General features: G+C 46.1%; 29 protein-coding genes, 2 pseudogenes and 1 riboswitch. Of the genes and pseudogenes, 12 read left to right on the top strand and 19 right to left on the bottom strand.

What is annotated here, in order from left to right:
* Positions 1-36: 36 nt before the first annotated feature.
* Positions 37-1,251 carry a DUF819 family protein gene (locus TOCE_RS01225; RefSeq protein WP_013275073.1) on the bottom strand — a complete coding sequence of 405 codons (1,215 nt, stop codon included), beginning with the start codon at positions 1,249-1,251 and terminating at the stop codon, positions 37-39.
* 121 nt (positions 1,252-1,372) lie between these two features.
* Positions 1,373-2,155 carry a prolipoprotein diacylglyceryl transferase gene (locus TOCE_RS01220; RefSeq protein ID WP_049817876.1) on the bottom strand — a complete coding sequence of 261 codons (783 nt, stop codon included), beginning with the start codon at positions 2,153-2,155 and terminating at the stop codon, positions 1,373-1,375.
* A 134-nt stretch (positions 2,156-2,289) separates the two neighbouring features.
* On the opposite strand from TOCE_RS01220, the gene TOCE_RS01215 reads away from it, so the two are divergent.
* Positions 2,290-2,478: an H-type small acid-soluble spore protein gene (locus TOCE_RS01215; RefSeq protein WP_013275071.1), complete on the top strand. Its 189-nt coding sequence runs from the start codon at positions 2,290-2,292 to the stop codon at positions 2,476-2,478.
* Between the two features lie 18 nt (positions 2,479-2,496).
* Positions 2,497-2,736, top strand: coding sequence for a YkoF family thiamine/hydroxymethylpyrimidine-binding protein (locus TOCE_RS01210; RefSeq protein WP_013275070.1), 240 nt, complete (start codon positions 2,497-2,499; stop codon positions 2,734-2,736).
* Between the two features lie 42 nt (positions 2,737-2,778).
* Here TOCE_RS01210 and TOCE_RS01205 read toward each other — a convergent pair whose 3' ends face one another.
* Positions 2,779-4,425 carry a cobalamin B12-binding domain-containing protein gene (locus TOCE_RS01205; RefSeq protein ID WP_013275069.1) on the bottom strand — a complete coding sequence of 549 codons (1,647 nt, stop codon included), beginning with the start codon at positions 4,423-4,425 and terminating at the stop codon, positions 2,779-2,781.
* On the bottom strand, positions 4,425-5,558 hold the full coding sequence (locus TOCE_RS01200) for an NAD/NADP-dependent octopine/nopaline dehydrogenase family protein (RefSeq protein ID WP_013275068.1): 1,134 nt from the start codon (positions 5,556-5,558) through the stop codon (positions 4,425-4,427). The genes TOCE_RS01205 and TOCE_RS01200 overlap by 1 nt, the downstream gene beginning before the upstream one ends.
* A gap of 92 nt (positions 5,559-5,650) precedes the next feature.
* Positions 5,651-5,822, bottom strand: a riboswitch (cyclic di-AMP (ydaO/yuaA leader).
* 418 nt (positions 5,823-6,240) lie between these two features.
* On the opposite strand from TOCE_RS01200, the pseudogene TOCE_RS11810 reads away from it, so the two are divergent.
* A pseudogene (locus tag TOCE_RS11810) lies at positions 6,241-7,702 on the top strand (IS1182 family transposase).
* Between the two features lie 633 nt (positions 7,703-8,335).
* Here the strand turns inward: TOCE_RS11810 and TOCE_RS01185 are convergent.
* The 8 genes from TOCE_RS01185 to TOCE_RS12720 all read right to left on the bottom strand — a co-directional run bounded on the left by TOCE_RS01185 (position 8,336) and on the right by TOCE_RS12720 (position 14,011).
* Positions 8,336-9,361 (bottom strand): Coenzyme F420 hydrogenase/dehydrogenase, beta subunit C-terminal domain, encoded by a 1,026-nt coding sequence (locus TOCE_RS01185; protein WP_013275066.1) that lies wholly within the window; start codon positions 9,359-9,361, stop codon positions 8,336-8,338.
* A gap of 92 nt (positions 9,362-9,453) precedes the next feature.
* Positions 9,454-9,795, bottom strand: a complete 342-nt coding sequence (locus TOCE_RS01180) for a PAS domain-containing protein (protein ID WP_013275065.1) — start codon at positions 9,793-9,795, stop codon at positions 9,454-9,456.
* Between the two features lie 157 nt (positions 9,796-9,952).
* The gene (locus TOCE_RS01175; protein WP_013275064.1) at positions 9,953-10,594 is read right to left on the bottom strand and encodes an ABC transporter permease; all 642 of its coding nucleotides are present in this window, start codon (positions 10,592-10,594) and stop codon (positions 9,953-9,955) included.
* Positions 10,595-10,607: 13 nt separating this feature from the next.
* On the bottom strand, positions 10,608-11,735 hold the full coding sequence (locus TOCE_RS01170; RefSeq protein WP_013275063.1) for a betaine/proline/choline family ABC transporter ATP-binding protein: 1,128 nt from the start codon (positions 11,733-11,735) through the stop codon (positions 10,608-10,610).
* 25 nt (positions 11,736-11,760) lie between these two features.
* Positions 11,761-12,663, bottom strand: a complete 903-nt coding sequence (locus tag TOCE_RS01165) for a glycine betaine ABC transporter substrate-binding protein (RefSeq protein ID WP_013275062.1) — start codon at positions 12,661-12,663, stop codon at positions 11,761-11,763.
* A gap of 263 nt (positions 12,664-12,926) precedes the next feature.
* Positions 12,927-13,202 (bottom strand): ferritin family protein, encoded by a 276-nt coding sequence (locus tag TOCE_RS01160; protein WP_013275061.1) that lies wholly within the window; start codon positions 13,200-13,202, stop codon positions 12,927-12,929.
* Positions 13,203-13,334: 132 nt separating this feature from the next.
* Positions 13,335-13,463: a hypothetical protein gene (locus TOCE_RS12725; protein ID WP_013275060.1), complete on the bottom strand. Its 129-nt coding sequence runs from the start codon at positions 13,461-13,463 to the stop codon at positions 13,335-13,337.
* 23 nt (positions 13,464-13,486) lie between these two features.
* The gene (locus TOCE_RS12720; protein ID WP_013275059.1) at positions 13,487-14,011 is read right to left on the bottom strand and encodes a methylated-DNA--[protein]-cysteine S-methyltransferase; all 525 of its coding nucleotides are present in this window, start codon (positions 14,009-14,011) and stop codon (positions 13,487-13,489) included.
* A gap of 108 nt (positions 14,012-14,119) precedes the next feature.
* Here TOCE_RS12720 and TOCE_RS12225 point away from each other — a divergent pair, with 108 nt between their 5' ends.
* Entirely contained in the window at positions 14,120-14,266 is a 147-nt protein-coding gene (locus tag TOCE_RS12225) for a ferritin family protein (RefSeq protein WP_187286575.1), read from the top strand.
* A gap of 227 nt (positions 14,267-14,493) precedes the next feature.
* Positions 14,494-14,877: a ferritin-like domain-containing protein gene (locus TOCE_RS01150; protein WP_041423816.1), complete on the top strand. Its 384-nt coding sequence runs from the start codon at positions 14,494-14,496 to the stop codon at positions 14,875-14,877.
* 136 nt (positions 14,878-15,013) lie between these two features.
* Here TOCE_RS01150 and TOCE_RS01145 read toward each other — a convergent pair.
* Positions 15,014-15,508 (bottom strand): annotated as a pseudogene (locus TOCE_RS01145) (IS110 family RNA-guided transposase); the annotation flags it as partial.
* A gap of 374 nt (positions 15,509-15,882) precedes the next feature.
* On the opposite strand from TOCE_RS01145, the gene rd reads away from it, so the two are divergent.
* Genes rd through TOCE_RS01125 form a run of 4 tightly spaced genes read left to right on the top strand, consistent with a single transcriptional unit; the run spans position 15,883 to position 18,993 of the window.
* Positions 15,883-16,041, top strand: coding sequence for a rubredoxin (rd, locus tag TOCE_RS01140; protein ID WP_013275057.1), 159 nt, complete (start codon positions 15,883-15,885; stop codon positions 16,039-16,041).
* Between the two features lie 47 nt (positions 16,042-16,088).
* Positions 16,089-17,300 (top strand): NAD(P)/FAD-dependent oxidoreductase, encoded by a 1,212-nt coding sequence (locus TOCE_RS01135; protein WP_041423979.1) that lies wholly within the window; start codon positions 16,089-16,091, stop codon positions 17,298-17,300.
* A 2-nt stretch (positions 17,301-17,302) separates the two neighbouring features.
* Complete coding sequence (locus tag TOCE_RS01130; protein WP_013275055.1) at positions 17,303-17,806, top strand: DUF892 family protein; 504 nt, start codon at positions 17,303-17,305, stop codon at positions 17,804-17,806.
* 11 nt (positions 17,807-17,817) lie between these two features.
* Positions 17,818-18,993 (top strand): FprA family A-type flavoprotein, encoded by a 1,176-nt coding sequence (locus tag TOCE_RS01125; RefSeq protein ID WP_013275054.1) that lies wholly within the window; start codon positions 17,818-17,820, stop codon positions 18,991-18,993.
* Positions 18,994-19,028: 35 nt separating this feature from the next.
* Here the strand turns inward: TOCE_RS01125 and TOCE_RS01120 are convergent, their stop codons facing one another.
* Positions 19,029-20,186, bottom strand: a complete 1,158-nt coding sequence (locus tag TOCE_RS01120; protein WP_245523134.1) for an iron-containing alcohol dehydrogenase — start codon at positions 20,184-20,186, stop codon at positions 19,029-19,031.
* A gap of 321 nt (positions 20,187-20,507) precedes the next feature.
* On the opposite strand from TOCE_RS01120, the gene TOCE_RS01115 reads away from it, so the two are divergent.
* Complete coding sequence (locus TOCE_RS01115; protein ID WP_013275052.1) at positions 20,508-20,999, top strand: nucleotidyltransferase domain-containing protein; 492 nt, start codon at positions 20,508-20,510, stop codon at positions 20,997-20,999.
* Positions 20,996-21,415 (top strand): HEPN domain-containing protein, encoded by a 420-nt coding sequence (locus tag TOCE_RS01110; protein WP_013275051.1) that lies wholly within the window; start codon positions 20,996-20,998, stop codon positions 21,413-21,415. The genes TOCE_RS01115 and TOCE_RS01110 overlap by 4 nt, the downstream gene beginning before the upstream one ends.
* Positions 21,416-21,437: 22 nt before the next feature.
* Here the strand turns inward: TOCE_RS01110 and TOCE_RS01105 are convergent, their stop codons facing one another.
* Complete coding sequence (locus TOCE_RS01105; RefSeq protein ID WP_013275050.1) at positions 21,438-21,584, bottom strand: hypothetical protein; 147 nt, start codon at positions 21,582-21,584, stop codon at positions 21,438-21,440.
* Positions 21,585-21,840: 256 nt separating this feature from the next.
* On the opposite strand from TOCE_RS01105, the gene TOCE_RS01100 reads away from it, so the two are divergent.
* Positions 21,841-22,935, top strand: a complete 1,095-nt coding sequence (locus TOCE_RS01100; protein ID WP_013275049.1) for a D-alanine--D-alanine ligase family protein — start codon at positions 21,841-21,843, stop codon at positions 22,933-22,935.
* A 271-nt stretch (positions 22,936-23,206) separates the two neighbouring features.
* Here TOCE_RS01100 and TOCE_RS01095 read toward each other — a convergent pair whose 3' ends face one another.
* The 4 genes from TOCE_RS01095 to TOCE_RS01080 form a co-directional block, all read right to left on the bottom strand.
* Positions 23,207-23,395: a ferredoxin gene (locus TOCE_RS01095; protein WP_013275048.1), complete on the bottom strand. Its 189-nt coding sequence runs from the start codon at positions 23,393-23,395 to the stop codon at positions 23,207-23,209.
* A gap of 162 nt (positions 23,396-23,557) precedes the next feature.
* The gene (locus tag TOCE_RS01090) at positions 23,558-24,322 is read right to left on the bottom strand and encodes a LytR/AlgR family response regulator transcription factor (RefSeq protein WP_013275047.1); all 765 of its coding nucleotides are present in this window, start codon (positions 24,320-24,322) and stop codon (positions 23,558-23,560) included.
* Positions 24,294-26,024 carry a sensor histidine kinase gene (locus TOCE_RS01085; RefSeq protein WP_013275046.1) on the bottom strand — a complete coding sequence of 577 codons (1,731 nt, stop codon included), beginning with the start codon at positions 26,022-26,024 and terminating at the stop codon, positions 24,294-24,296. Before TOCE_RS01085 ends, TOCE_RS01090 begins: the two co-directional genes overlap by 29 nt.
* A gap of 81 nt (positions 26,025-26,105) precedes the next feature.
* Positions 26,106-26,606 (bottom strand): DUF8052 family protein, encoded by a 501-nt coding sequence (locus tag TOCE_RS01080; RefSeq protein WP_013275045.1) that lies wholly within the window; start codon positions 26,604-26,606, stop codon positions 26,106-26,108.
* Positions 26,607-26,644 lie beyond the last annotated feature (38 nt).

The following is a 26,644-nucleotide window of genomic DNA, read 5'->3' as shown; positions in this document are numbered from 1 at the left end:
ATCAACGACCGGAGGCTGCTTTTTTTACGTTTAGCATCACTGTCCAAGAATCCTAATCAGCCAGTTGCCCATGAATAGGCCGAAATAGTTGCCGGTCACATATCCCCATATGCCGCACAAAAGGGCGGGAATGATGTGATTGGACCAACCTCTGGAAATGGCCATGGCCGCCGCCGTCGTAGGACCTCCAATAGTGGCGTTGGAAGCCAGGAGGGATTCCTCCAAAGAAATGTTGAGAAATTTGTTTCCGTAAAGGGAAAATATGAGGTTGAAAAACGCCATTATCACGCAAAACAGCAATAAAGCGGGGCTTTTCAGTATGATCTCTTTAATCGATGCCGGAACGCCTATTACCACAAAGAAAATGTATATCAGGAATGTGCCGAGTTCCTGAGCTCCGTTAATATTCTCGAAAAAGTCGGAGAATATGGTTACCAGAGTCACGGTGATGGTAGTTATCAAAAAATATTGGTTGCTTACCATAATTTTGAGCATGTCAAAAAGAAAGTTGCCGCCGGGCATAACTGCACCTAACAGGATGGAAAGTTTCTTGCTTATCGCTGCCACGGCAACGCCGACAGCCATGGCGGTGGCAATATCTTTCAGGGATATTTCCTTTCTCCCCCAGTAAGCGGCCGCCTTCGTTTCAGCTTCGGTATTGATGGTAGCTATGCCACCATCGGGGTATAAAATTTTGAAATTTTTTTGGAAATACTTTAGGGTAGGGATATACATGTAAAGCAGAAAGAAAGCTGCCATTACAAGGTTGTCTGAGACTATGGTGGCGTTTAAAAGGCTTTCCTGGGGTTTGAAGACGGCCGTCATAGCCACAAAGTTTACACCGCCACCGATATAGCTGGCCGTCATTATACCGCCGATCTTGCCGAGTTCCGGTATTACATTCTTTAAGAGCACCGTGGCCACAAAAGCTCCAACGCACGTGCCTAGAGCAGCCGGCCAGAAAGCTAATATCATTCTCCCGCTTTCAGTCCAAATCTTCCTGATATTGGCCTTAAATAAAAGCAACGGAATGGCTACGGGGACTACATAGCTCCATACAGCATCGTAGACAGGACTTTCAGTGGGAATAATGTTCAAGTTTGCAAGTATCAGTGCCCCAAAAAGTGCTATCACCGCACCGCTTATTTTCGCAGCCCAATCGTACTTTTGTTCCAATAAGATACTTACAGCAGCCCATCCAATAAGTACCGCCCATAGAGACCAAGCGTCGTCAGGCTTAATTAAAGTCATATCTGCCCTCCTAAAAAGGTTTTTGATAAATTTATATTCTTCACCGCATTGAATACTCCTGCTTATCAAGACAGATATACAAAACCACCTTGGTGAGCCAAGGTGGTTTTGAAATTCGCCCTTAATACCAATTCCTCCTGTATCCGCCGTAGCCGTAACCGCCGGTGGATTTATACATGTAATAGGCGAAAGCCACTACGAAGGGGGTAATGAGCTGTGTCAGCGTTAAAAAACCTATACCCCAATGGTCGTTCACGTAATGAATTAGGAAAAGCGGATTATCCCTCACCGTCTCCTCAATAAGGGCTCTGAGTATCTGGTGGTACCAAATAAAAGACCAGAACTGGTATCCCGGCGGCAGCTTTTTGGTCTGCAGGTACAAAAATCTTATTAAAAGTATCAGGCCGATAAACGAGCCGATGAGCTGGGCCGGCCACCGGCCGAAGGAAAATTCGGTCATGCGGCCCAGAACTTCCTGGTTGAAGATATTCCCTATCCTGACTATTATATACCCGAAGGAAAGCCCCAGCACCGTCCAGTCGGCTATCATGTTGGGATTGACGCCGTGCCTTCGGCAGTAGGGCCATCCTGCGAGAAACCCGCCGAGAAGCGCACCGTGCCAGGAAAGCCCCCCTTCCCATATCTTAAGCACCTGAACCGGGTCCTTTAAAAACCATTCGGGATAATTGGTGAGCACGAACATCAGGCGAGCTCCTATGACTCCCGATATTATGACGATCATTGCCAGGTTCAGCAGGAAATCCTCGTCGAGGCGCAACTTCCTGCCCATGGTGTAAAGGTAATATGAACCTACCAGGAACGAAATGGCCATGAATATTCCGTACCAGTGAACCGCAATAGGTCCTATTTTAAAAGCATACGGGCTTACGTCGATCAACATAATTTCAATTATCCTCCTCGTTTATTTTTCTTGCGCCGATAAAGTTTACTTTTATTTTATCACCAAAACCGTCTTCTGTATATAAATCGAAGCCGGTGCAAATCCTATTTTTAGGACAAGAAGAAAGGAGCTTTCCTATGGATTTTCAACGGGCGCAGGAAATCCTGAATTCATCCGATACTTACGAGGTTTTTTATCAGGGAAAACTGGTCTGGATAAAAGGGCTTAATCCTGACGACAACACCGCCGATGTGGAAATTCTCGGTGAGAAAATCCACACCAAAGTTCCGGTAAACGAGCTGGTGGAAGGCGGAAGTTTTTATTAATTTACGGGAGGTGATAGCTTGATCAGCTGCGAGGTATCCATTTACCCCATGGAGACACAGAATTCCGATCAGGTCATAAATCAGGCCCTCGCGTCCATTAAAGACAAGGGCGTCACCTGCCAGGTGGGAACCATAAGCACATATATATCCGGCCCGCCCGAGAAGGTATGGGAGTGCATACGCACCCTCTACGATGCAGCATCCGCCAGGTCAAAAGAGCTGTCTATGGTGGTCACCATTTCAAACTCCCAGGAATAATAAAATTAAAAAGCCGACCCCCTCAAAGGTCGGCTTTTTAATTCAGCTTACGGTTATCTCTGCCCTTTTAAAAATTTTCTCTATCCTTTCCGTTTCGGTAAGCACCCGGTTTTCCTCGGGGTCGTAGGCGTAAAGGGCTCCGTCAACGAGCCTGGTAACCAGTTTTCCGCAGGCCGCCGGGTTGCCCTTAAGATGCGGCGCATCCAGGATACCCAATTCGACTGCTCTTGCGATTGTATCCGGGTCGGTCCAGGGATCTTCCGCCCCCGGGTTAAGCCGTTTTATGGCTTCCAGCGTAATCATGGCCTCATCTACGAGCTGTTTTTTCCGCTCCTGTACCACCGGGTCGTTTACCAAATCCGGAAGGCCCAGGAAGGCGTTGCGTATAACGCCTCGCACTATCTTGCAGCTCTCGATTATGTCTTCGGCGGTGGCTGCGTGATGGGCCTCGCAGAAACCAACCACGTGGTATATGTGAGGCTTTATCGCCATAGCAAGATACGCCGACGACGCCAGCTGCCCCTTCGCCTGGGCCAGGTCACCCGGGAAGCTGGCAAGGCCGGCCCTTGCCTGGCGGTAAACCCTAAAGTTTTCATCCTGCAGCGATTCTATCAGCTCGATCTTGGCCAGCATCTTTGCCAGGTCCATCCGCGGAGAAAGGGACGGCGGCACGTTAAACATGTACTGGGCAATGTAGTGCTTTACACCCATCTTCTTGGCATTGTAAGCCGCCAGGAAGGCGGTCGCGACGCCTACGGTATCGTGGGCGTCCCTGAGGCTCCAGTGGTGGGATTCGTTAACTTCCACCGGAATTCCCCTTTCTCCGTGCCACTTCATCACCTGCTGGTTTTCCCTTATGGAATCCCTAAGTAACCTCGGCCCCCGCTTATCCAGCACGTTGTACCAGCACAGCGGCACGGCACACCAGGCATTTTTAATTGTCTCATTTAATAGTTCCGCAAACTCTATCAAATGGCTGGTACCGCTGTAGCAGCGAAGCAGCGGGTAATTTCCGCGGCGGGAAGCCCGGTAAAGGGCCAGGAAGTCCTCCCTAGAACGGACCGGCACACCCCCGGCTCCATCGAGCCTCCGGTCCATTTTGTCCTGCTCGAAGAAGTACTCCTGGGCGTTCTGATCCGGTGCAATGGAAATCACGTCAAGTACCTTTGCCTCCGCGACCTTTTCGATGGCCTCTATCGTAGCCTCAAGAGAAGGTAGGCCCAGGTGGTGTCTCAGGATGGGGTAAGGGTACTTGGATTCGATGCGCGATATCAGGTCTTCGGGGTAAGTCTCCTCGGTGGAACGCCTATAGCCTTTAAGGAATCCGATAACCTCGTCTATATCCTCCAGGCCGTTGAAAATCTTCGTAAAAATGCCACTTTCTTCCGCAACCTTCGCTGTGGGTTCAGTGCCTCCGAAAATCCACTTAATCCCCGAGTCAAGACCATGGGCTTTAATTTTTTCCTTCAGTTCCTTCAGCACTTCCCTCAGCGGCTCCGGAGTAAGCCGGTAACCTACACCCACGTAATCGGGCATTCTTTCCTTAACCGCAGCGATCAATTCGTCTATGGAAACGGCCGCACCCAAAAACTCGACCTCATATCCTTCCCGTTCGGCCAGTGAGAGAAAGTTCATAACACCCGCTACGTGCACGCAGCTGCCGATGGTCGCCCCAAGAATCCTTTTCATCACGCCACCACCTCCTCTTCGGTACGTTTAATCTCGAGGTAACCGTTTTGGGCAAATTCGTGGATTTCCGCCGGGCTCAAGCCCGCCAGCCCGAGCTTGTCGACGGTCCTGCCCTGTTCCCAGAAATTCACTCCGGTCATCATATTGGCAAGGCGGATTATCGTATCTATTGCCGGGGTCTCGATGCCCAGATTTTTGGCCAGTGATGAAATGGGAACGAGACTAAAAGGCACGTCTTCGTAAATGTACCGGGTCTTAAGATCCTTCGGCGCCGTGAGGCCCTTGTACGCCGGATTGTTCTGTATGGCTTCGTATATGGAGTTCCCGCGGGCGCCGTAGGAATCCTCCAACCACTGCATCGCCGATATCGCCTTTACGCCCAGGGCTCTTGCTACTTTCATTCTTTCGGCATCGAGCTTTTCCAGCATCTGACCTATACTCGGGGTTATTCCCTCCAGGTAATATTCAAATGTCTGGCCCCTTTCTATATGGCCGCTGTTTAAGAGCGTAGGAGCAGGGTGGAATATCGCACCGAAATTGTTGAGGCTGGTTTCCATAACGTCTCTGGCGGGTTTGAACTGCGGATAGGCTGCGGATAAAAGACGTATCACCATCCACGTCTTCTTCGCCGGAATAGCGGACAGCTTGACTTCGTTCTTCACGCTGAATATCTTGGCACTGCTGGGCCCCGTAGCCCTGCAGGCGTATATGAAAGTCTGCGCCTCGGCAACTATCACATTTTTCGTGCACCCGGACTTTCGCAGGGTCTCGTAAACTTCCAGCGCTCCGCAGGTACGGCCGGGGTTCAACACGATGATCTGATCGTCCTTAATGTAAGGCGCCATCTGCTCCGCCAGCTCCCTATGGGCAGTGGCGGGAGTGGTGACCATTATGATATCCGAACCATCTATCGCTTCTCTTATGTCGGTGGTGACCACGGAAAGCCTGCCCTCGCCTTCCACGGCGCCGGTCAAATGTATTTTTGGGTCTTTTATCAATTCCCTTATCTTTTCTTCGGACCTGTTGTAAAGGTTAACCGTAAAGCCCATCAACCCCAAATACCCTGCCATGGCAAGGCCGCCGTTACCCGCCCCTATTACAGTATAACGCACCTCTTCCGGCCTCTTAATCATCGATATTCCCCCTTTCTTCCGGTTTTAAGGCAAAATTAAAAGCTATGGAGGACCATAGCTTTAATCGGGCTAATACTACCCTCATGCTACAAACCTCCTCTTTCCACGCTTACGAGGTTAGCTGACGGGTTCGGGTTGAAGAGGTAACCCTACTCCTCATAATAGGGTCTCATTCCCTATTATGAAGGAGATTCACCCCAAGTGTTGGGTCCCCCGCTTCTTTCTATGGGGTAGGCCATAGAAAGAACTCAGCGTTCAAGATTATAGCATTCTTTTTTATTGTAAGGAAAATTATATCAAAATTAGATTTCTGTGTCAACCGGGTTACTCAAAATATTTTTAGCAATATATTTTATTTTATGATAATGTCATTTTATGACTATTTTTCCCTTTTATGGCAATGAGTTCTAGGCCATTCAAAAAGAGAACCAGCCTTCCATTCCACCCCGGGCAACTATAAACGTTTTCAATAGTAATATAACAGTTGTGCGGGTGGAATACAACGGAAAATATATGAAACCGTACCATTTGTTAGCCTTTACAGAAAAGAGGATGCAAAAGCATCCTCTTCAGACTGTCGACAAAGTAACTGTCGACAGTCTTTTTTTGCAAAAGCTAGTACAAAAATCATCAGCTTTTTAGTAAAATTAAAGAAGATACAAAAATATTGTGGGGCGATGAAATGTTAACGAAGAAAAATCGAGAAATAATAGAGCAGGTAGAATTAGTAAGCATCGATAGCTTAGTACCTCAAGACCATCTCCTTAGGGCAGTAGAAGAAAGCATCGACTTTAATTTCATTTATGATGAAGTAAAAGACCTATATAGCGAAAATACAGGAAGACCTAGTATTGACCCGGTAGTGTTAATTAAGCTACTCATGCTCCAAGCATTGTATGGAATCCGCTCCATGCGCCAAACCATCAGAGAAGTAGAAGTCAATGTAGCTTACCGTTGGTTTTTAGGCTATGGATTACAAGAAAAAATACCTCACTTTTCAACTTTTGGAAAAAACTATGAACGGCGGTTTAAGGAAAGTGATCTATTTGAAAAGATATTCGAGCGGGTGTTGATGGAAGCAATAGAATGCGGGTTTGTTAAAACAGATGCAGTATTTATCGATGCTACTCACATAAAAGCCAGTGCCAATAAGAATAAATATATCGAGAAAGTCGCTAAGCAACGGACTCAAAAATATAAGGAAGAACTTTTAAAAGAAATCAACGCCGAACGGGAAGCAAACGGTAAAAAGCCCTTTGAAGAAGAAGATGATGATGACGATAACAACAAAGGAGAAAATAGCTCTAAAAAAGTCAGGGTAAGCACCACAGATCCTGAAAGTGGGATGTTTCAAAAAGGGGAAAAAGAGCGCTGCTTTGCCTACACAGCTTCTGTAGCCTGTGACCGGAACAACTTTTGTCCTTGGTGTCAAAATAGCACCTGGAAATGTTCATGACAGCCAGGTATTCTCCGATTTATTTCAAGAAGTAAACGATAAATTTTCTAAAATAGAGGCGGTAGTGGTTGATGCAGGCTACAAAACCCCCGGGATATGCAGAGAAATCATTGAGGCAGGAGCGCTTCCCGTTATGCCCTACAAGAGGCCGATGACCAAAGATGGCTACTTTAAAAAACGCGAATACGTCTATGACGAATATTATGATTGTTACATATGCCCCAACAACCAAATATTAGAATACAGCACCACCAACCGGGCGGGATACCGGGAATATAGGAGCAACCCCCAAATATGCTGTAAATGTCCCATGCGCCTACAGTGCACCAAAAGTAAAAATTACACAAAAATCATAACTCGGCATATATGGGAGCATTACATAGAAATAGCGGAAGATATAAGACACACCCAATGGGGTAAAGAACTATACAAAATGCGCGGCCAGACCATCGAGCGGGTATTTGCCGATGCGAAGGAAAAGCATGGCATGCGCTATACAAATCTACGAGGCTTGAGGAAAGTTGGACATTACCTCACGCTTCTTTTCGCATGCATGAATTTAAAAAAGCTGGCTTTATGGAAGAAAAGACGGGGAACGTTTCCGCCAACAGTCCCCGCTTTACATTCGTTTTTCTTAAAAATTTTCTTCGCCTTCAACAAAAAGCCGCTTTTAGGTTATGCATCCTAAAAGCGGCTTTGTCTACAAGCTGAAGAGGATGCAAAAGCATCCTCTTTTCTGTCCAAAACCTACCATAAGTTTCCCTTTAATTTTTATATTCTACTGTTAAATTTGTTCAATACATCTTGTTTCAATGTCTTGAATTGCCCATCTTTTTGTTCCAGTTCTTTTTCCTTTGTATCGAGATTGTCTATATTGAATTTACCTTGATTTAGAGAAACGATAGAATAAACACCCGGCGAGTCGGTTGCCTTAAGAAATAGCAAATACCTCTTGCCTTTCTCCATTAAAGTTACGCCTTCGCGAATTAATTAGTGTCATTGTTATATCATTTACTCTTCTTTTTTGCAAGAGGTATTTCCCACTTTTTATTATATTTGATAATATAAACCAGTATCTTTCTATACAAGCAGTTCAAGGTCATTCAAAAAGAAAACCAGCCTTCCATTCTACCCTGGGCAACTATTAATATATTCATTAGCAGTATAATAGGTGTGCGAGTAGAAAAGCTATGCTGAATAAATGGGAAGGGGCCCGCCATGCGGGAGGATCCCGTGCATTCGTACATCTATATAAAAAAACTGCCACATTAGTGGAAAAAGCTCCATGATGTGGCAGCAAACACGGTAGCTTCCGTAGCTTTCAATTTTCTTTTATTTTACTGACGTTAAATTGAATATACTTCTTCACCAATGCATCAAAAGAAATAAGATCTAATTCTTTAAAAAAGTTTTCTCGATTAGGATGTTGTTTAACAGATTTTACAGCTGACAAATTATATCTTACAGCTTCATTTAAATCGACCATATTATATAATAACTTATCTTTTATTTGTTCAAATATCAATTCGCCACGATGACTATTAATAAAAACAAGAGAAGTTCCTTTGTCATCATCCATTTCGGGCAACAAATTTTGTACTCCCCAAAAATCTGCAAGAGTAATATCACTTTGCCTATGTAAAGTTTTAAAATTACATGCATGACACGAAGGGCGTAAACAAATTTTCTTCAAAAATGCTTGCATAAAAAAATCTTTATCGAAAGATTCTATATGCTTCATGCCATTATCAAACGATAAAAACATAGAGAATCGTTTCCAACCTTGTTTTTTATTTCTGAAAGAAACTCTTCTCACTGGTGCACCAATATTATTTTCATGATAAGAAATATATTTTTTCCATACTTTAGTGGACGGTACTCCAAAGCAAATAAAATCTACGCATAATAAGTTATCATAAAGCTTTCTTAAATAACTTTTTAATCCAGCAATTTGGCATGGTGTCCCTGTAAACAAGACTTGCCTTCTTTGTTTTAAAAATTTCTCCGCCTGTTTGTACATATCTCCAATTTTACTCTGGACATATTTAGAACCATGAAAATTGCTCAGAGATTCCCGCGATTCCGCATAACTATGTACTACTGTAAAATCTTCATCGAAACCTGCCCCAAAAACAACACCACCAGAATTAATCACCTGTTCTGCAATCAACGTAAATGTACCGCCGGAAGAACTGTCCATGCGGATCTTTTCATCCTTATTAATACAAGCATATGCCTTTGGTTCATTATTTACCGGTGTATTATTCAAAACCGGACAGACTTTTTCACACAAGCCGCAATTAATACATTTGTCATGATTGACAAACCCCTCTTTTACTTTAGGCATTTCTTTTGTTTTAGAAACAGCTTTTTCAGAGATCCGAGTTAAGCCGGACTTTTCATCCGGAGTAACGTCTAGCCCCTCGCTTAAGGCTGCATTTACTTTCTTATATAATGCGGAATTTCAAAGGGAATCTCGATGGAAAATTCAATGAATCCTTCATAATTGTTATTTTCATCGTACCATGGCGTTTGATAGATTAATTTTTTTACGCCATTTTTTTCGATCGTATAGCAGTTTTTGGTTTGGGTTTCAAGCATATTTTTTAATTTACTCCTGGCCGGCTCGGGGTGGCAATCCAGAACGTTCTTGCCGATGAGATCAGCGCCGCCGCTTTTTTCGAACGTCTTGCAGGCCTTCTCATTCATGTAGAGTATTTTCCCCTCTGCATCACATACGGTGATTGCCACAGGGAGCTTTTGGACCCACTTTTGTTCCATATTTAACCACGCTCCTATATGCGATTTCTCTATTTGATGAAGTATTATTATATTCTTTATTTACTTTGATAAATCCTCCAGCGCTTTTCGTTTTTGTTTCGGTTACGCACCACAAAAAATAAGCTGACTGGGATTTCCAGCCAGCTTTTATTTTATCTTACTTTTGTTTTTTCAAGCCTTTCGGGGTTACTTTATCTTCTACCTTCCGCAGTATAAGATCGAATAAAATCGCCAAAATTGCTGCGGGGATGGCGCCGGCCAAAATTAAATTTCTATCGGCTACCCGTAGACCGCGGTCAATAAGGTCGCCTAATCCGCCGGCACCGATAAATGTCGCCAGCGCAGCAACTCCAATCGTTAAGACGGTCGCCGTCCGAACCCCCGCCATAATGACCGGCAAGGAAAGCGGAAGCTCCACCATCCATAAAATTTGACGCGATGTCATTCCCATTCCTTTTCCCACATCGATAAGCGCAGGATCTACCCCGAGTATTCCTGTATAGGTATTGCGCAAAATAGGAAGCAAAGCGTACAGCGTTAACGCAATAATCGCAGGCAGTTTCCCGATTCCGAAAATCGGAAGCATAAACCCTAACAAGGCGAGGCTCGGAATCGTTTGGATAATCGCCGCAATTCCAATAATCGGCTCTGCCAGCTTTTTATACCTCGTCAGTGCAATTCCCAACGGAACCGCGACTGCGATCGCAATGGCCATAGCGATTCCTGAAAGGAAGACATGTTCTTGAAAGGCAATCAAAATATCTTGCTTCCGTTCGATAAATGTATTGAGTAAGTCCATTGATATCTGCTCCTTACTGTTTTTTACGAAATTCCCATTCCGCCAGCCCGCGCATCATGCTGGATCGAGTGATAATCCCGACGAGCCGGTTACCGTCCAATACGGGAATTGCGCTCACGTCTTTGTTTCGAAAAATCTCCGCAACATTGGTCACATCGGCATCTATCGTTAGTGTCGGCACATCTCTATCAGCAATATCGGCAACTAATAGATTTTCATTTTGATAGTGTTCCTCTAATTCTTTTAATGTCACAACACCGAGAAAGGACTTATTTTTATCGGTGACCACCAGGCTATCCACTTTTTTTTCTTTCATTAGACGAAACGCTTCGGCCAGCCCGCGTTTTGGTGACGTCGTTACAACGGATGTATACATTAAATCTTTTGCCTTTGGCACGATGGTGTGATCTTGGACGAGTCGATTTTCACCAATAAAATCACGGACGAACGAATTAGCGGGGTGGCGCAAAATTTTATCGGGCGTATCGAATTGGACGATTTCCCCGTCTTTCATAATTGCGATACGGTTTGCGATTTTAATAGCCTCATCCATGTCATGTGTCACAAACACAATGGTTTTGTGGATTTCTTCCTGCAGTTTGACGATATCATCCTGCAATTGTTCACGGCTAATCGGGTCGAGAGCGCTGAACGGTTCATCCATTAAAATAATATCCGGTTCCGCCGCGAGGGCGCGGATGACACCGACCCGCTGCTGCTGGCCGCCGCTTAGTTCAGCCGGATAGCGGTGTTTAAATGTTGCAGGGTCCAATCCGACTAGGTCAAGCAACTCATCGACCCTTTTTTCGTAAGCGGATGGTTTCCATTTTTTCAACTTCGGAACGAGCGCGATATTTTCCGCAATCGTCATATGCGGAAACAAGCCGATTTGTTGGACGACGTACCCGATATTGCGCCGCAGTTCTACGGGGTCTATTTTAGAAATATCTTGTCCGTCAATATACACCGTACCTGACGTAGGTTCTGTGAGTCGGTTAATCATCCGCAACGTTGTCGTTTTTCCGCATCCGCTCGGGCCGATTAAGGTGACCAGTTCTCCTTTTTTAATTTCTAAATTAATATTTTTCAGTGCGACAAAACCATCGTCATATTCTTTATACACATTTTCAAAGCAAATCATATTGGCTTCACCTTCTTATAAACGATTAATCGATCAACCCCTCCGATTTAAGGAAGTCAATGGCGACTTGTTTTGGGCTTTTTCCTTCGATGTTGACCTGCGCGTTAAGTTCCATCATTTTTTCATCCGTTAAAATTCCTTCCAGCTTATTCAACGCTTCTTCCAATCCGGGATTTGCATCCAATACTTCTTGGCGGACAATCGGTACCGCATAGTACGGCGGGAAAAAGTTTTTGTCATCTTTCAATACGGTCAATCCAAACTGTTTAATGCGCGCATCTGTGGTAAAGGCGGTAATGACATCAATATCACCTTTTTGGGCCGCTTCGTATTGCAAATCGGGGTCGATGTTCATCGCCCTCTTAAAGTTAAAACCATACGTGTCTACCAGCGCATCGTACCCGTCACTTCGTTCGAAGAATTCTGCATCGGCTCCAAAAACGAGTTTGTTGGAATGCTTCACTAAATCGGAGCACGTTTTAACATTGAGCTGATCTGCTAGTTCTTTCCGCAAGGCAAGGGCATATGTGTTGTTAAATCCAAGCGGTTTTAGCCAGGCAATATTATACTTTTCTTTATATCCTTTTTTCGTTGCTTCATATATTTCATCCGGCGTCTGCGACGGATTGTATTTATTTTTCAAGATGTTTAAGTAACCTGTGCCAGTATATTCCACGTATAAATCAACATCCCCTCTTACCAAGGCTTGGTGGAGTATAAACGTGCTTCCCAAACCTTCCTTCACCTGAACATCCAAATCCATCTTTGCTTTCAAATATTCCGCAAGTAAATGCGTCAAAATGACTTGTTCGGTAAATTTTTTACCCGCGACAACAATTTTCCCTTTCTCTGCTCTGCCTCCCAAGCTGCAAGCAGTTAGGGAGAAAATCAATAAAACCGAAATAAATAGCAGAACGCATTTTCGCAATGGAATCCCTCCTTTACATGGTAGTGATGAAAATTCTTTCGTCAAAGCTGCTATAGATATACTATTTGAGGCGGATCTTAGCAAAATAACCTGGATCATTACAGTAATAGTCTTCCCAATATTGTTGCGTTGATTAGACTAGTTTACATAAAATAGTTTACATAAGTATAAGGAAATATCCTTGGTCTGTCAAGTTTTTAGGTTTTTGAGGCCATTTAAAAAACCCCGCAGTATTTTAAAACTGCGGGGTTTGGTAAGGACTATTAATATTTCCCTGGATGATGCATAAAAGCTCTTCTCAACTCCTCAGCCTGTCTTTTATCACATTGTGCTAGCATTTTCATCAGCTCGGCTACATGATGTTTTTCATCATCAGCAATTTCCTGGAAAAGCTGCCGGGCCGGTTCGTAACAGGTCATCCTCGCATACCGTTCATACTGGTTTATGGCCTGAAGTTCGCCTATTATGCCTTCCCGTAGCATTTCAGGTAATGTCATTTGACAATTTTCCTCATAATGCATGACTTTTTCTTCGGACAAAGCTGTTCCCCCCTTTTTATGATCAATATACAATATATGAAAACAAAAGACCTTTTGTCAGCGAAAAACAATGTTGTATTACCGAAACCGGAATAAAAAAGTCCACGTTAAACGTGGAAGCTTGTCACGCATTTAAAATTTAACTTTTTCTTTTTCTACCGCAGCAACACCTATACAGGTGTCTGCCGCACCGTAATATACGTGTTCATCCAGTACAACTTCTTGCCCGGTCCAGTTCATCAGGTCTTTTGACCTTACCATGCATATCCTTATGTCCTCCCAGGTTAAAATTCCCTTTTTATTCCCTCCAATTTCAGCAGGAAGCTCTTCATCTCCAAGCCGCCGCCGTAGCCCACCAGGGAACCGTCGTTCCCGACAACCCTGTGGCACGGCACTATGATAGGCACCGGATTTCTGTTGTTAGCACCACCGACGGCGCGGCAGGCTTTTGGTTTTCCGATAGCCCTGGCAATGTAACCGTAGCTCCTGACTTCGCCGTAGGGTATCTTCATGACCTCTTTCCATACCTTTTTTTGAAATTCAGTCCCCTTAAGGTCTAAGGGCACGGTAAAATTTTTTAATTCCCGGTTGAAATAGGCTGTGAGCTCCTGTTCCGCCAGGAAATTTATTTCACTTGATTTTCCACGAACCGACTCGTCCACCAGTTCCGCCCCGCCGTACATTTTCTTAAGGTCGTTAATAAAACTTTCCATATTTTCCCCCGGCAGAGCGATGCGACAGACGCCCCTTTCGGTGGAAGCTACCATAATGACTCCAATGGCAGTATTGATTTTCCTGAAATAAACCATGTTGGACCCTCCTTTTTTACTATAATTTGAATTCCGATTGACTGTTAAGAGCCTCTCATAATATAATAAGTATATAAAATAAAAAAATTCTCAGAAAAGAGGAGGCTTTTGGCGGATATCATAGAAGCGGTCAAAAAGGATATAGAAGACGAACATGCCGCCATCATCCAGTACCTTTCCCATGCTTACACCTCTCCGGATGAGGAATTGAGGGGTAAGTTGGAATCGATAGCCTCGACAAGATGCGGATTTTAAGTGGCTTTCCGAATGGCTTGTAAAGTCAGGTCATAAGCCTACCATTAAAAGATCCTAAGTAATAAACAAAGGCGACCTTAAACAGCTCATCGAGCTGACGTGAGGTCCGAAGAAGAAGCAATCAGGAGTATACATACCATAAAACCCTCACCGGTGATGATGAGCTGCTGACCCTCCTAGACAGGATTATCGCTGACGAAAAATCCCATCGAGAAGAATTCTTAAAAATGCTCGAGGAACTGAATGCTGAACCCTCCACCGCCAAACCCCCAGAAAACCAGGAACCGGAAAATACCACCTCAAAACTAACCGAATCCCAGGCTGCTATACTTCAGCGAGCCCTCGAACACGAATACACTTCCATTCTTCAGTACCTGTACCATCATTTTACCATAAACACCGGCGATGAACTTGAGGATTTTGCCATAGATGAAATGAAGCACATGGGCTGGTTTGCAGAAACCCTGGCGGAAAAAGGATTCCAGCCGCAGCTGATTCACAGCCCCCTGGAATCTGATGCCGGTCCCGAACAATCGATAAAAGCGACCTTTCCCGGGAAATTGACGCCATCGAAAAATATTCATCCGCTAAAGAAAAATTTGAGGATATAGAAAGACTCACGGTAATATGTCAATACCCTAAAAATGGAAAATAAAATTATACAGGTGAAAAAAGACAAAAATATCGCTAGCCAATCTATATGGTAAAAATTGGCATAAAAGGGGGTTAAATAAGTTGTAAAACTAATTAAATTGTCACCGTCCCTTTATAGATTTGGCCTTTGCTCAGCAGCGCAAAGACCAGCCTAACCAGTTTGCGGGCAGTCAATACCAGCGCTCTCTTATGCTGGTGCTTTTGCACCTCCTGATACTTGGTCTTATAATAGGCTTTATACTCCTCGTTGTGCACCCGCAACGAGTTGGCAGCCTTGACCAAGTAATAGCGGAGGTATTTGTCCCCGCTCTTGGTCAAACGACGCTCTTCAGCATCAAAATCGCCCGACTGATAACGGGTCCAGGTGAGGCCGGCATATTGGGCAAGGGAGGCTTCGTTCTTAAAACGCTTAATATTACCTATTTCGGCAATTATGCCTGCAGCCGACACATCGCCTAAACCCTTAACTGTATTGAGGGTTTGGGGAATAGCCTTAAGCTCTCGAGAAATGACCTTATCAAGGCTTTTAATCTGCCTTTTGAGATGCTCAATGTTTTGAAGGGTTAAAGATAGAGCTATCTCGCAGGCGATGCCTGCAAATATAACCTGAGCCAACGGGTATCCCTCCTTGAGTTGGCCAGGAATAGGGGCGTGCCCTGCGGGTGCAGTACCTAACAGCCTCGCGGGCGATGAGAGCTTGACAGGACAACCGGGGGTGCACCCCTGGCCTGCTGACCCCATGGGCCGGAAGGCCTGCTGGCTCGGCTCACGAGTAAGAAACTAGTACTGCACCGCAGGGGTCTCACTCTTTTTCAAGTAGTCTACATTTGTGGGCTACAGGAGGAGGCAAGAGTGACCCCAGACCAACCCAAATTAATTTTCGCAAAGGCACACCTTATTATCAAGAAGCAAAAAAGACTTCTTGATAATTTCTAAAACATATTATACGAGGAGGAGTTTAAATGAAAAAATGGGTTTGCTCCGTATGCGGGTATGTTTACGACCCCGCGATAGGAGACCCGGAAAACGGGATTGAGCCGGGCACGGCTTTCGAAGACTTGCCCGACGACTGGGTATGCCCCGAATGCGGAGTTGGAAAAGATATGTTTGAAGAAGAATAACTTAAAGGCCCTAAATGGGCCTCTATTTCTATATACGGGGTGAAAAAATGGCAAGACTTCTCATACTGGGAAACGGAATAGCAGCTGTATCTGCTGCGGAAGCCTTCCGCCAGCACGACTCCAGCACACCCATAACCATTGTCAGCGAGGAACCCCATTACGCCTATTACAGACTCCGCCTTTCAAAGTATCTGGGTGAAAACCCCAGCGAAGAAGATATGCTGATCCATCAGCCCGGTTGGTATGCTGAAAACGGTATTGAAGTCCTGCTGGATCGTAAGGCTGTATCCATCGACACGGTCAGGTGCAAAGTAACCCTTGACGACGGGAGCGATATAGGGTACTCCTCCTTGCTGATCGCAACCGGAAGCAGTCCCTTTAAACCACCGGTCCCGGGTTGCGAATTGAAAGGCGTTTTCTCTATCCGCACCCTGGACGACGTAAAGAATCTGTACAAGTACTCGAAAGAGAGGAATACGGGCGTAGTTATCGGCGGAGGCGTCCTGGGTCTTGAAGCAGCCTGGTCCCTTGCCAAAAAAGGTAAAAAGATCTACGTGGTCGAGGGAAATCCGTATATCCTTTCCAAACAGTTAGACGAGCAGGCTTCAGAGATTTTAAAATCCCTGGGTGAAAAGGCGGGCATAGAATTTTTACTATCAAACCGGCTGGAAAGGGTCCTGGGCGACACCGAAGCCAGAGGCATAGTACTAAGGGACGGCCGGGAATTGAAAGTGGATTTCGTGATTCTGTCCACCGGAGTCAAGCCCAATACCGGGCTGCTAGAGGGTAGCGGGATTGCCGTAGCCCGGGGGATAATTGTTGATGAATTCATGAGGACAAACCTGGAAGGTGTATACGCCGCCGGCGACGTAGCTGAATACCGCGGGCAGGTTCACGGTATATGGCCCATGGCTAGGGAACAGGGCAAGACGGCAGGCCTGAATCTGGCGGGAATAAAGACTCAATATAATGAGGTCGTACCTTCCAATTATATTAAGGTATTTGAAACCGAAATATTTTCTGCGGGGGACCTTTGCAAGGCCGGCGATGCTGAAGCCGAGATACTGGATTTCAGCCCGGAAGAAAACATATACAGAAAAATATTCTTTAAAGGCAACCGTGCCGTGGGGGTCATCCTGCTGGGAGACGTAAAAGCCGGTACTAGGATGGCCCGGGGCATTAAGTCCGGGCGTCATCTTCCGGACTCCCTATTGAAAAACACCACCTTTGACGAAATTATCGAAAAAATGGAGGAATAATAATGAAGGAAGCCCTTGAAAAAGCTCTGAATTTCGAAAAAGAAGGTTTTGAGTTTTACAAGAAAATCGCAGCTGAAATGCAAAATCCTCTGGCAAAAAGGCTTTTCGAATCACTGGCGGAGCAGGAAAAAGAGCATATGAAGAAGATAAAGGAAATATACGAATCCCTGGACTTTGCGGCCAGCTCAAATCAGCCTGCAACAGCGGCGGGTATAGAAGAAGAATTGAAGAAAATCTTTTTTGAACTGGAAGAATCCAGGCGAAAAATGCCCCTGGATCACCTGGAAGGCTACAAACTCGCTATGGAAATGGAGAAAAAGGGATACAATATGTACAGAGAATTCACTCAAACGGCGGCATCGGAAAGCGAGAAGAAGTTTTTCGAGGCTCTCATGCAGGAGGAGAAAGAACACCTTAATTCCCTGGATAACGTGTACAGGTTCCTTACCGATACTCCTACCTGGTATTCCGAAGAGGAAAGCCGTGTATGGAATTGGATGGTATGAGGTGAGCAACCGTGGCAGCTTTTAAAGTATCGGAAAATGTTTACTGGGTCGGCGTAAACGACTGGGCATTAAAAGATTTCCACGGGCTATACGTGCCCCGCGGGGGATCTTACAATTCTTATCTTATACTCGGCGAGAAAAAGGCCCTGATAGACACAGTTTACAAAAGATTTACCGGAGACTTTATAAGAAAAATTTCCGAGGTCACCCCGCTGGAAGAAATTGATTACGTCGTCGCCAACCACTCGGAAGTCGACCATTCCTCTTCCCTGCCCGAGGTACTAAAAGCAGCTCCTCGAGCCAAAGTCGTCACCAACAAAAAATGCCAGGCGATGCTGCAGCGCCTTTTCGGAATTCCTTCCAACAGGTTCTTTCCGGTAAAAAACGGGGACAAGCTATCACTGGGCAATTTTACCCTGCAATTTATTGAACAGCCGATGGTGCACTGGCCGGAAACTATGTTCACCTACCTGATGGAGGAAAAGGTGCTCTTCCCCTGCGATTTCCTGGGCACCCAAATGGCGGCCAGCCCCCTGTTAGTCGAAGATACTTCCGATTTTACCGCCGATTCCCGCGCGTACTACACGTTCATCATGAGGCCGTTTAACGAACAGGTCTTAAAAGGGGTGCACAAAGTCAGGGAGCTTTCACCGCAAATTGTGGCCCCTTCCCACGGACCGGTGCTGAAGGGGACTGCGGTAGAGCAGATACTCAAAAAATACGAAATTTGGTCTACCTCCCCGGAGACCAGAAAGGTGGTCATACCCTACGTTTCCCTCTGGGGCGGCACCGGTAGAATGGCCGAGCTTATAGCCGAAGGCGTCGAACTTGCCGGAGTACCGGTGAAGGTCATGAATCTTACCTCCACCCCCATGAGCGAGGTCATCTCAGAAGCTCTGGAAGCCAAGTTTTTAGCCGTGGGAAGCCCCACCCTCGTGAAGGGGATACACCCGCTGATTTCGGCCTTCTTAGTCTTTTTAGAAATGATAAAACCCGGGAACAAGAAAGGAATGGTGTTCGGGACCTTCGGCTGGAACGGCAATGCCGGCAAAATCACCCACGAGATGATGGAGAAAATGGGCGTCCGGATGGTAGAGGATCCCTTGCTGCTCTACTTGACGCCAACCCCTGAAGACTGCCTGCTGCTCATAGAAAAGGGTAAGACCATAGCGGCAGCCCTGGAATAAAAAACGGGAGGGCATATTCCGCCCTCCCGTTTTTTCTACAGCGACTCTAGATACATCCGCTTTATATCTTCGTATCCCGGACTACCCGGAGTAGTTTCAAGGTTGTGTCCCATGTATTTATATACGTGCTGTGCCAGTTTTTCTATGTCTTCTTCTTTAACTCCGAACTGGGAAATGCTGTCCGGCAGGCCGAGTTCTTTCAGCATTTGCTCCACAGCCTCTACAGCTTTCTGTGCGGCTTCGTCGGCCGAAAGTCCCTCGACGTCAAGTCCCATGGCCTTTGCCACCTTCGCCAACCTTTCCGATGCAAAGGGTTTCACGAATCTCAAAAACGCCCCGGCCAGCGGCGCCAGTCCCTCGCCGTGGGATGCCCCGTAGTAGCTGCTCAGGGGGTGTTCCATCCCGTGAAGCAAGCACACACCGGATTGCCCTAAAGCCATACCAGCCATGGTACTGGCTAGAGCCATAGCCTCGCGGCTGTCCGAATCTTTCCCGTCCGCACACGCTTTCATTATATTATTGTATATGAGCTCTATCGCCTTCAGGGACAGAATTTCCGTAAAGGGCTGGCACCTGAGGCTCAGAATCGATTCCACAGCGTGGAAAAAGGCGTCGATACCCGTCGAAGCCGTCACTTTTCGGGGCATTGTGGCCGTCAGGTCTGGGTCCACAATGGAGACTACAGCGAAAATCGACGGATTTCTGAAGCCTTTCTTGACCATCGTCACCGGGTTTGTCATAACGGCTATGTTGTTGGCCTCGCTGCCGGTGCCTGAGGTGGTCGGTATGAGGATCAGCGGCAGTGCCTTTTCTCCGGTCCTGCCTTCCATGTAATCGACTATCGGCCCATCATTGGCGGCTGCGAAGGCTATGCCCTTGGCGGTATCCATAGCGCTGCCGCCGCCGAGGCCTATCACCAGGTCCACTTTGTTTTCCCTGGCAAAAACAGCGCCCCTGTCAATAGTAGTGGTCAAGGGGTTGGGTTCAACACCGTCGAACAGCACCCACTCCACGCCGTTTTCCTCAAGGCTTTTCGTGAGTTTATCCAGGCTGCCCGATTTCCTGGCACTGGACTTTCCGGTAACCACCAGGGCTTTCTTGCCAAGACCTTTTCCGTAATTGCCTGCTTCACGCACCCTCCCCCTGCCGAACAATATTCGGGTCGGAACAAAAAATTGAAAATCCAATTTCATCACTCCCGTTTAATTTTAGTTTTCTTCCAAAGTAAGCTTTGCTCTGTGCCGGAGAAACCCGCCCTTTATCAACCATGTTCAAAACGAACATGCTCGTTGCCCCAAAAGCGATAAAAAAGCTTATCGGCCAGACCCAACTAACGCTGTAATGTTCGAGGAAAATGCCCTATTCGTCATTCATTTCTTATGATTATACCACAAACCGGTTAAATTGTTGTTGCACTTTTTATATGATATAATATTTTTACATTAGACAAAAAAGAGGCTCTTCGATCGAAGTTGATTGGAGCGAAATCCGTATGCGGAAAGGGTGTTTGAACCGTGCTCTTGGAAAGTTTTAGCAACACCCTGAATAGAGTGCTGGAAGCCTGCCGTAAGATTTACGGCGAAGACTTGATAACGCTAGCCGTTTTCGGTTCCGTGGCGAGGGGGACACCTAACCCGGATTCCGATATAGACCTTTTGATTGTAGCCCGGAATCTCCCCTCCGGACGGCTCAAGCGCATGGAACAGTTCGCAAAAGTTGAAGAACTCCTAATTCCGTGGATGGACAGCCTCAGAAAGATCGGGATCAACACCTACCTTTCTCCGGTCATAAAAACTCCGGAAGAGGTATTTGCCGGAAGCCTTCTTTTTCTAGATATGATCGACGATGCATTAATACTTTACGACAGGGAAAATTTCTTTACCCGGTTTTTACAGGAATTTTCTTCAAAGCTCAAGCGATTGGGTGCAAAAAAGGTCGTAACCGGAGAGCGATGGCACTGGGTGCTGAAACCCGACTATAAGCACGGCGAGGTGTTTGATATATGACCAATGTCACACTGGCGGAAAGCTATCTGCAAAAGGCTAGAGTTCGTCTGAAAATGATAAAATTCCTGCTGGAGGAAGAAGCCTACTCTGATATTATAAGGGAAGCCCAGGAAGCAGTAGAACTCGCGTTAAAAGGAATATTGAGAAAAATCGGCGTAGAACCGCCCAAACAGCACGATGTAGGCTACCTTTTATTTGAATACCGGGATAAACTGCCCGCTGAAGTCGCAGAACGGGTTGATAAACTAGCTTCCATTTCAAAATGGCTCAGGAAAGAAAGAGAATTTTCTTTTTACGGTGACGTTGACTTTATTCCCACGCTGGAGTACACGCGGGAAGATGCGGAAAAAGCTTACGGCGACCTAAAAACGGTTATAGAGGCAGCTGAAAAGGTCATTCTCCCCAAAAATAAATAACCCCGAATGGGGTTTAAAATTTTTATGCCGAGTTTTTGAGAGCCTCTATTTGTTCTTCCAGTTCCATTATTCGCACCAGAAGTTTAATCCTATTCTCCTTGTTCTTCATCCACTGGGTCAGCAGCCTATCCCTCTCTTCTTCCAGAACGCGTATGCGGTTTTTCTCCATATTTATATCACTCCCTCCATTTTTCGATAATACTTTTCATTTTTATTATATTTAGTATAAGCGCAATACGTTAAATAAAGATTATTAAATCGTTAATTTTTTATGAGCCCAAGAACTTAGCAATATTAAATTCTGCTATAATGTTGTAAGATGTTTTTTTGTACCGATTAGATGAATAAAATAATAATTGAAATTTATTGAAATTTAACTTGCGGTCAATTTTTATTCGAGATTACGAGAAAGGAAGTGCTTTCTGATGGAAAAATTAAAGGTAGGCGTTGTCTTTGGAGGGCAATCGGGTGAGTATGAAGTATCACTGATGTCGGCCACATCCATAATAAATGCCATGGATAAATCAAAATACGACATTGTACCTATAGGCATAACCAAGGACGGCAGATGGCATGTGTTTTTAGGAGATGTTTCAAAAATACAGGACGGCACCTGGGTCGATGAGGCCATACCTGCCTTTCTCCCCCCGGATACGGGTTACAAATGCGCAATTACCCTAAAAGACGGCATTGAGACCAGGTATCACCTCGACGTTATTTTCCCCGTGCTGCACGGCCCGCACGGCGAAGACGGCACGGTCCAGGGCGTTTTCGAACTCATGAACATCCCTTACGTGAGCAGCGGTGTGGGTCCATCGGCGGTCTGCATGGATAAGGTATATACAAAAAAGCTGTTGAAACAGGAAGGCCTCCCGGTAGTGGACTTCAAAGTTTTTTACAAGAAGGACCTGCCGCACAAGCTCACGGAAATGGTGGAGGAAGTCGAAAAATCCTTTGGATATCCATGCTTTGTAAAGCCGGCCAACCTGGGCTCCAGCGTGGGAATCACCAAAGCCCATGACAGAGAAGAACTCAAAAACGCCATCATGCATGCCGCGGAATTCGACAGGAAACTGCTGGTCGAAAGGTTTATCCCGGCGAGGGAAATCGAGTGTTCCGTTCTCGGCAACGATGACCCCGTGGCTTCCGTGCCGGGAGAAATCATCCCCAGCGAGGAATTTTACAGCTATACCGCTAAGTACTTCGACGGCGGCAAGTCCAAACTTTTAATACCCGCCCCGCTTGCCGCGGAAGAAACCGAAAAGATCCGCAACCTTGCGGTGAGGGCGTATAAAGCTCTGGACTGCACCGTTATGGCCAGGGTGGATTTCCTTATCAGCAAGATTACGGGCGTAGCCTATATAAACGAGCTCAACACTATTCCGGGTTTTACAAAGATAAGCATGTATCCCAAGCTGTGGGAGGCATCGGGACTGCCGTATAAAGAGCTCATCGACAGGTTGATTGAGCTGGCTATTGAAAGACACCACCAAAAACATGCATTAAAGCTAACTTTATAATTTAAAAAATTTTTGTTTCACGTTTGACCACAAAAAGAAAAATATTTGGTCGAATTATCTAATATTACCCGGGAAATATGTAAGAATGTGTTATAACCTTTCGGCATGTTATTACTATTTATCCCCCTTTGTCGTACCGGCTCATCAGTAAGATTGCGATAATCGAATAGGCTATCCCTTATGTCGAAACTATATAGTTTCAACCTCGATTTACAAAAGTTTTCCCAATAAAAAAACCAGACCCGCTTGGGCCTGGTTTTTTTATTATCTATTACGCCTCTTTGATAGCTTCTGTTGGGCAGTTTTCTAAAGCTTCTCTCGCCTCGTTTTCAGCATCGGCTGGAACTTCGCCATCGATGGCCACAGATTTTCCTTCATCATTCCAGCTGAAAACGGACGGACAAGCATCAATGCAGAGTCCGCAGCTTATACAGAGGTCTTGATCAACATAGAGCTTCAAGGAAAATACCTCCTCTACTAAATTTCTTTGTATATTTTACCACATCGGGTGGGGGTTATGCAAAGGGTTTTTAAAATTTTTTGCTGATAACGTTCTCTGCCGACAGCGCTTCGAGGAAAAAGTAACCGCAAGGCAGCGTCGCGCATCCAACAGCGTTCCCGGCTATATATCAAACAGTCTTCTGAGTATCCTGGCCTGGCGGCGGCTTACAGGCACTTCATCTTTTTCATATCCCTGAATGGAAAGGATAAACGTACCGTTAAACCAGGGTATTATCTCCTTGACCCTGTCCAGGTTCACGAGATAACTCTTGTGGGTCCTGAAAAAATTCGGGCTGTTTATTTTTTTCTCCAGTTCGGAAAGGGTAGAGGTGGTGTTGAATTCGCCCTGTTTTGCCTTTACTATGCTTCCCTTTTCAACGGCTACGCAGTAGCATATATCTTCAGGGCATATAAGGTATATCCTTTCGTTCTTCCAAAAGGATAACTTGTTGCACGAAGGCTTTTCTCTCATCCCGAGATACTCGGAAATCCTCAGGACTCCTTCTCTCTTTCTCTGGTTTTTGAATATATCTATGATTTTCTGCACTGTCTTTTCCAGCCTGCCGGCGGAAAAGGGCTTCAGTATGTAATCCAGAGCGTTTACCTCGAAGGCCTTTACCGCGTACTCGTCGTGAGCGGTAGCGAATATTATAAACGGAGTTCTCCCCTTTTCAAAAACCCGCCTGGCCACCTCAAAGCCGTCCATATCCCAGAGCTTTATATCAAGGAAGACCACATCGGGGTTGAGCTCGATAATCTTGTCGATGGCCTCCTGCCCCGAAGAGGCCTCGCCCACCACGTTTATCTCCGGGTAAGCTTCCAGAAGGTAGCGGAGTTCGTCGCGGGCGGGGCTTTCGTCATCTACCAGTAGCACCGTAAGCTCCATCAGCCTCCCTCCAGTTCTCTGCGGCGGCCGGGATGAAGAATTTCACCACGGTGCCCAGCATGGGCTTCGACGAGACCTTTAACCGGCTCTCCTCGCCGTAAAGGCTCTCCAGCCGCTCGTTGACGTTGCACAGGCCAATCCTGTCTGATGACACTCTATGCAAAAGTATGCCTTTCAACGTATCCTCGTCCATACCCATCCCGTCATCGGCTACGGTTATCTCCATACCACCGGTGACGTTTTTTGCCTTAATGATCACCGTGCCGCCTTCCTTTTTGGGAAGCAGGCCGTGTTTAACGGCGTTTTCAACCAGAGGCTGCAGGATGAGCGGGGGCACCATCACGCCGGTGACCGGGTCTATTTCAAAGACCACTTTCAAGCGCTCACCGAACCTAGCCTGTTCGATAGCCAGGTACGCCTTGACGTGCTCTATCTCCTGCTCAAGAGGAACCAGTTCTCTGCCCGAACTCAGGTTCTTTCGGAAAAATTCGCCCAGATATATCAGGAGAGCCCTGGCCTGTTCGGGATCCTTGCGGCAGATTGAAACAATTGTATTTAAAGCGTTAAAAAGAAAATGGGGGTTTATCTGGGACTGCAGCGCTCTGAGTTCCGCCTTTGCCAGCAGCCTGGCCTGGTGTTCCATCCTGGAAAGTTCCAGCTGAGTTGAGAAGAGCTGGGCAAGACCCTGGGCCAGCCTGATATCGATGCTGGTAATGCTGTTGTCCCTGGTCCTGTACAGCTTCAGACAGCCTATCACCCGGTCCTTTTCCACGAGCGGCACGATCACAGCCGACTTCAGAGGACATTCACCGTTAGAACACTCTATCTCTTCTTTATTCGAGGCTATCTGGCATTCACCGGTTTCCAGCGCCCTTCGGGTGGCCCGGGTCAACACCTTCAGACCGTTCCTGTGGTGGTCCTCGCCCACACCGATATGCGCTAGGATTTGCCTGTTATCGGTTATAGCAACGGCATCGTAGTCCGCCTTCTCATATATGATCTTGGCGGTCCTGTAAGCCGAAAACTCACTCAGCCCCTGCCTTAAATAGGGCAGCGTTTCCGAAGCTATATCGAGAGCCAGCTGAGCCTGGTAAGCTCCTACCCTTTCCTGTTCCCGGAATATGTTTTCAACTATTATTATGAATATTGCGATGCCGATGGCGTTGACGGAGGTCATCGGAAACCCTATAACCTTCACCAGGGCCAGCGCCGCCGAAAAGGGCTTTGCCACCAGCAGAATTATGACCATCTGTAAAAGCTCCAGGGCCATGCCGATGAATAACGCCGTCTTCCAGCATATTTTACCGTGGTTCAATTTTCTGTGCAGCAGCCCCGCTATGGTTCCTTCGGTGAAAGTAGAGAGGCCGCAGGCCAGCGCCGTAAAACCGCCTACATCTATGGCCCACCGGTGAAAGCCCGCTACAAACCCGGACAAAACTCCCACAAGGGGACCGCCGAGAAGCCCTCCAATTATAACTCCCACAGCTCTTGAGTTGGCAAGAGCCCCGTAGACCGGGATTCCCATATAAGTTCCCAGTATGCCAAAAGCACCGAATACAGCTGAGAGCAGGATTTTATCCAGCAGCGATACCCGGTGCTTCAATATCAGATTTTTGAAAGCTCTGTTTTTCGAAAGAAGGTAGGCTATGACGATAAAAAGCCCCAGCCTGTCGGCGAGTCCCGCCAGAATCGAATAGACCATCGATCTTCAACTCCCGAAAAGCCCGTCCAATATAAATATATCATATAAGGCATATTTTTTCAAAAATTACAATTTAATACTTTATCCCGGCATTAAAAGCTTCTCGAGCTTTTTGGCGCCGCGGCTCGGTATTATCCGGCCGCTTTTCAGGTCCACTGCTGCAAGATTGATGCGGCTCCACCCTTTCAGCGAAAAAAGGTAGCTCTTCTCATAGGAGTAGCCTCGGATCTTTTTCTCAACCTCTCCGTCCAGCCCTTCCTCCAGCACCATAACCCCGTTTATTATGCTGCACATATGCCCGTCCCCGGGCGTAACGTATATTTTCATTATATCTTTCAAAAATGTATCAAATAAAAATAATGCCTCTTCCTTTAACTTCCCCTCAAAGATCTTAACCACAAAGTATTCATTGGTCTCGTAGGAGTCGATCACGTCCTTCGGCGTCAAAAAAGTCCTGACGTGTTTCACGTGGCATCTCGCAAAGAGGTCCGCTCTCTCGCCGGAAATTATTCGTTTCTTCTCTAAGTCGAAGTAGGGTTTCAGCCGCTTGCTCAACATCTCCAGGTACTTCCCAGAATCCATAAAAAATACATTCACCTCCTATCTTTTAAAAACAGAAG

The organism is Thermosediminibacter oceani DSM 16646, assembly GCF_000144645.1.
Classification (GTDB): domain Bacteria; phylum Bacillota; class Thermosediminibacteria; order Thermosediminibacterales; family Thermosediminibacteraceae; genus Thermosediminibacter; species Thermosediminibacter oceani.
Note: the sequence above shows the minus strand (reverse complement) of the source record. Positions and strands in the feature narration are given on the sequence as shown.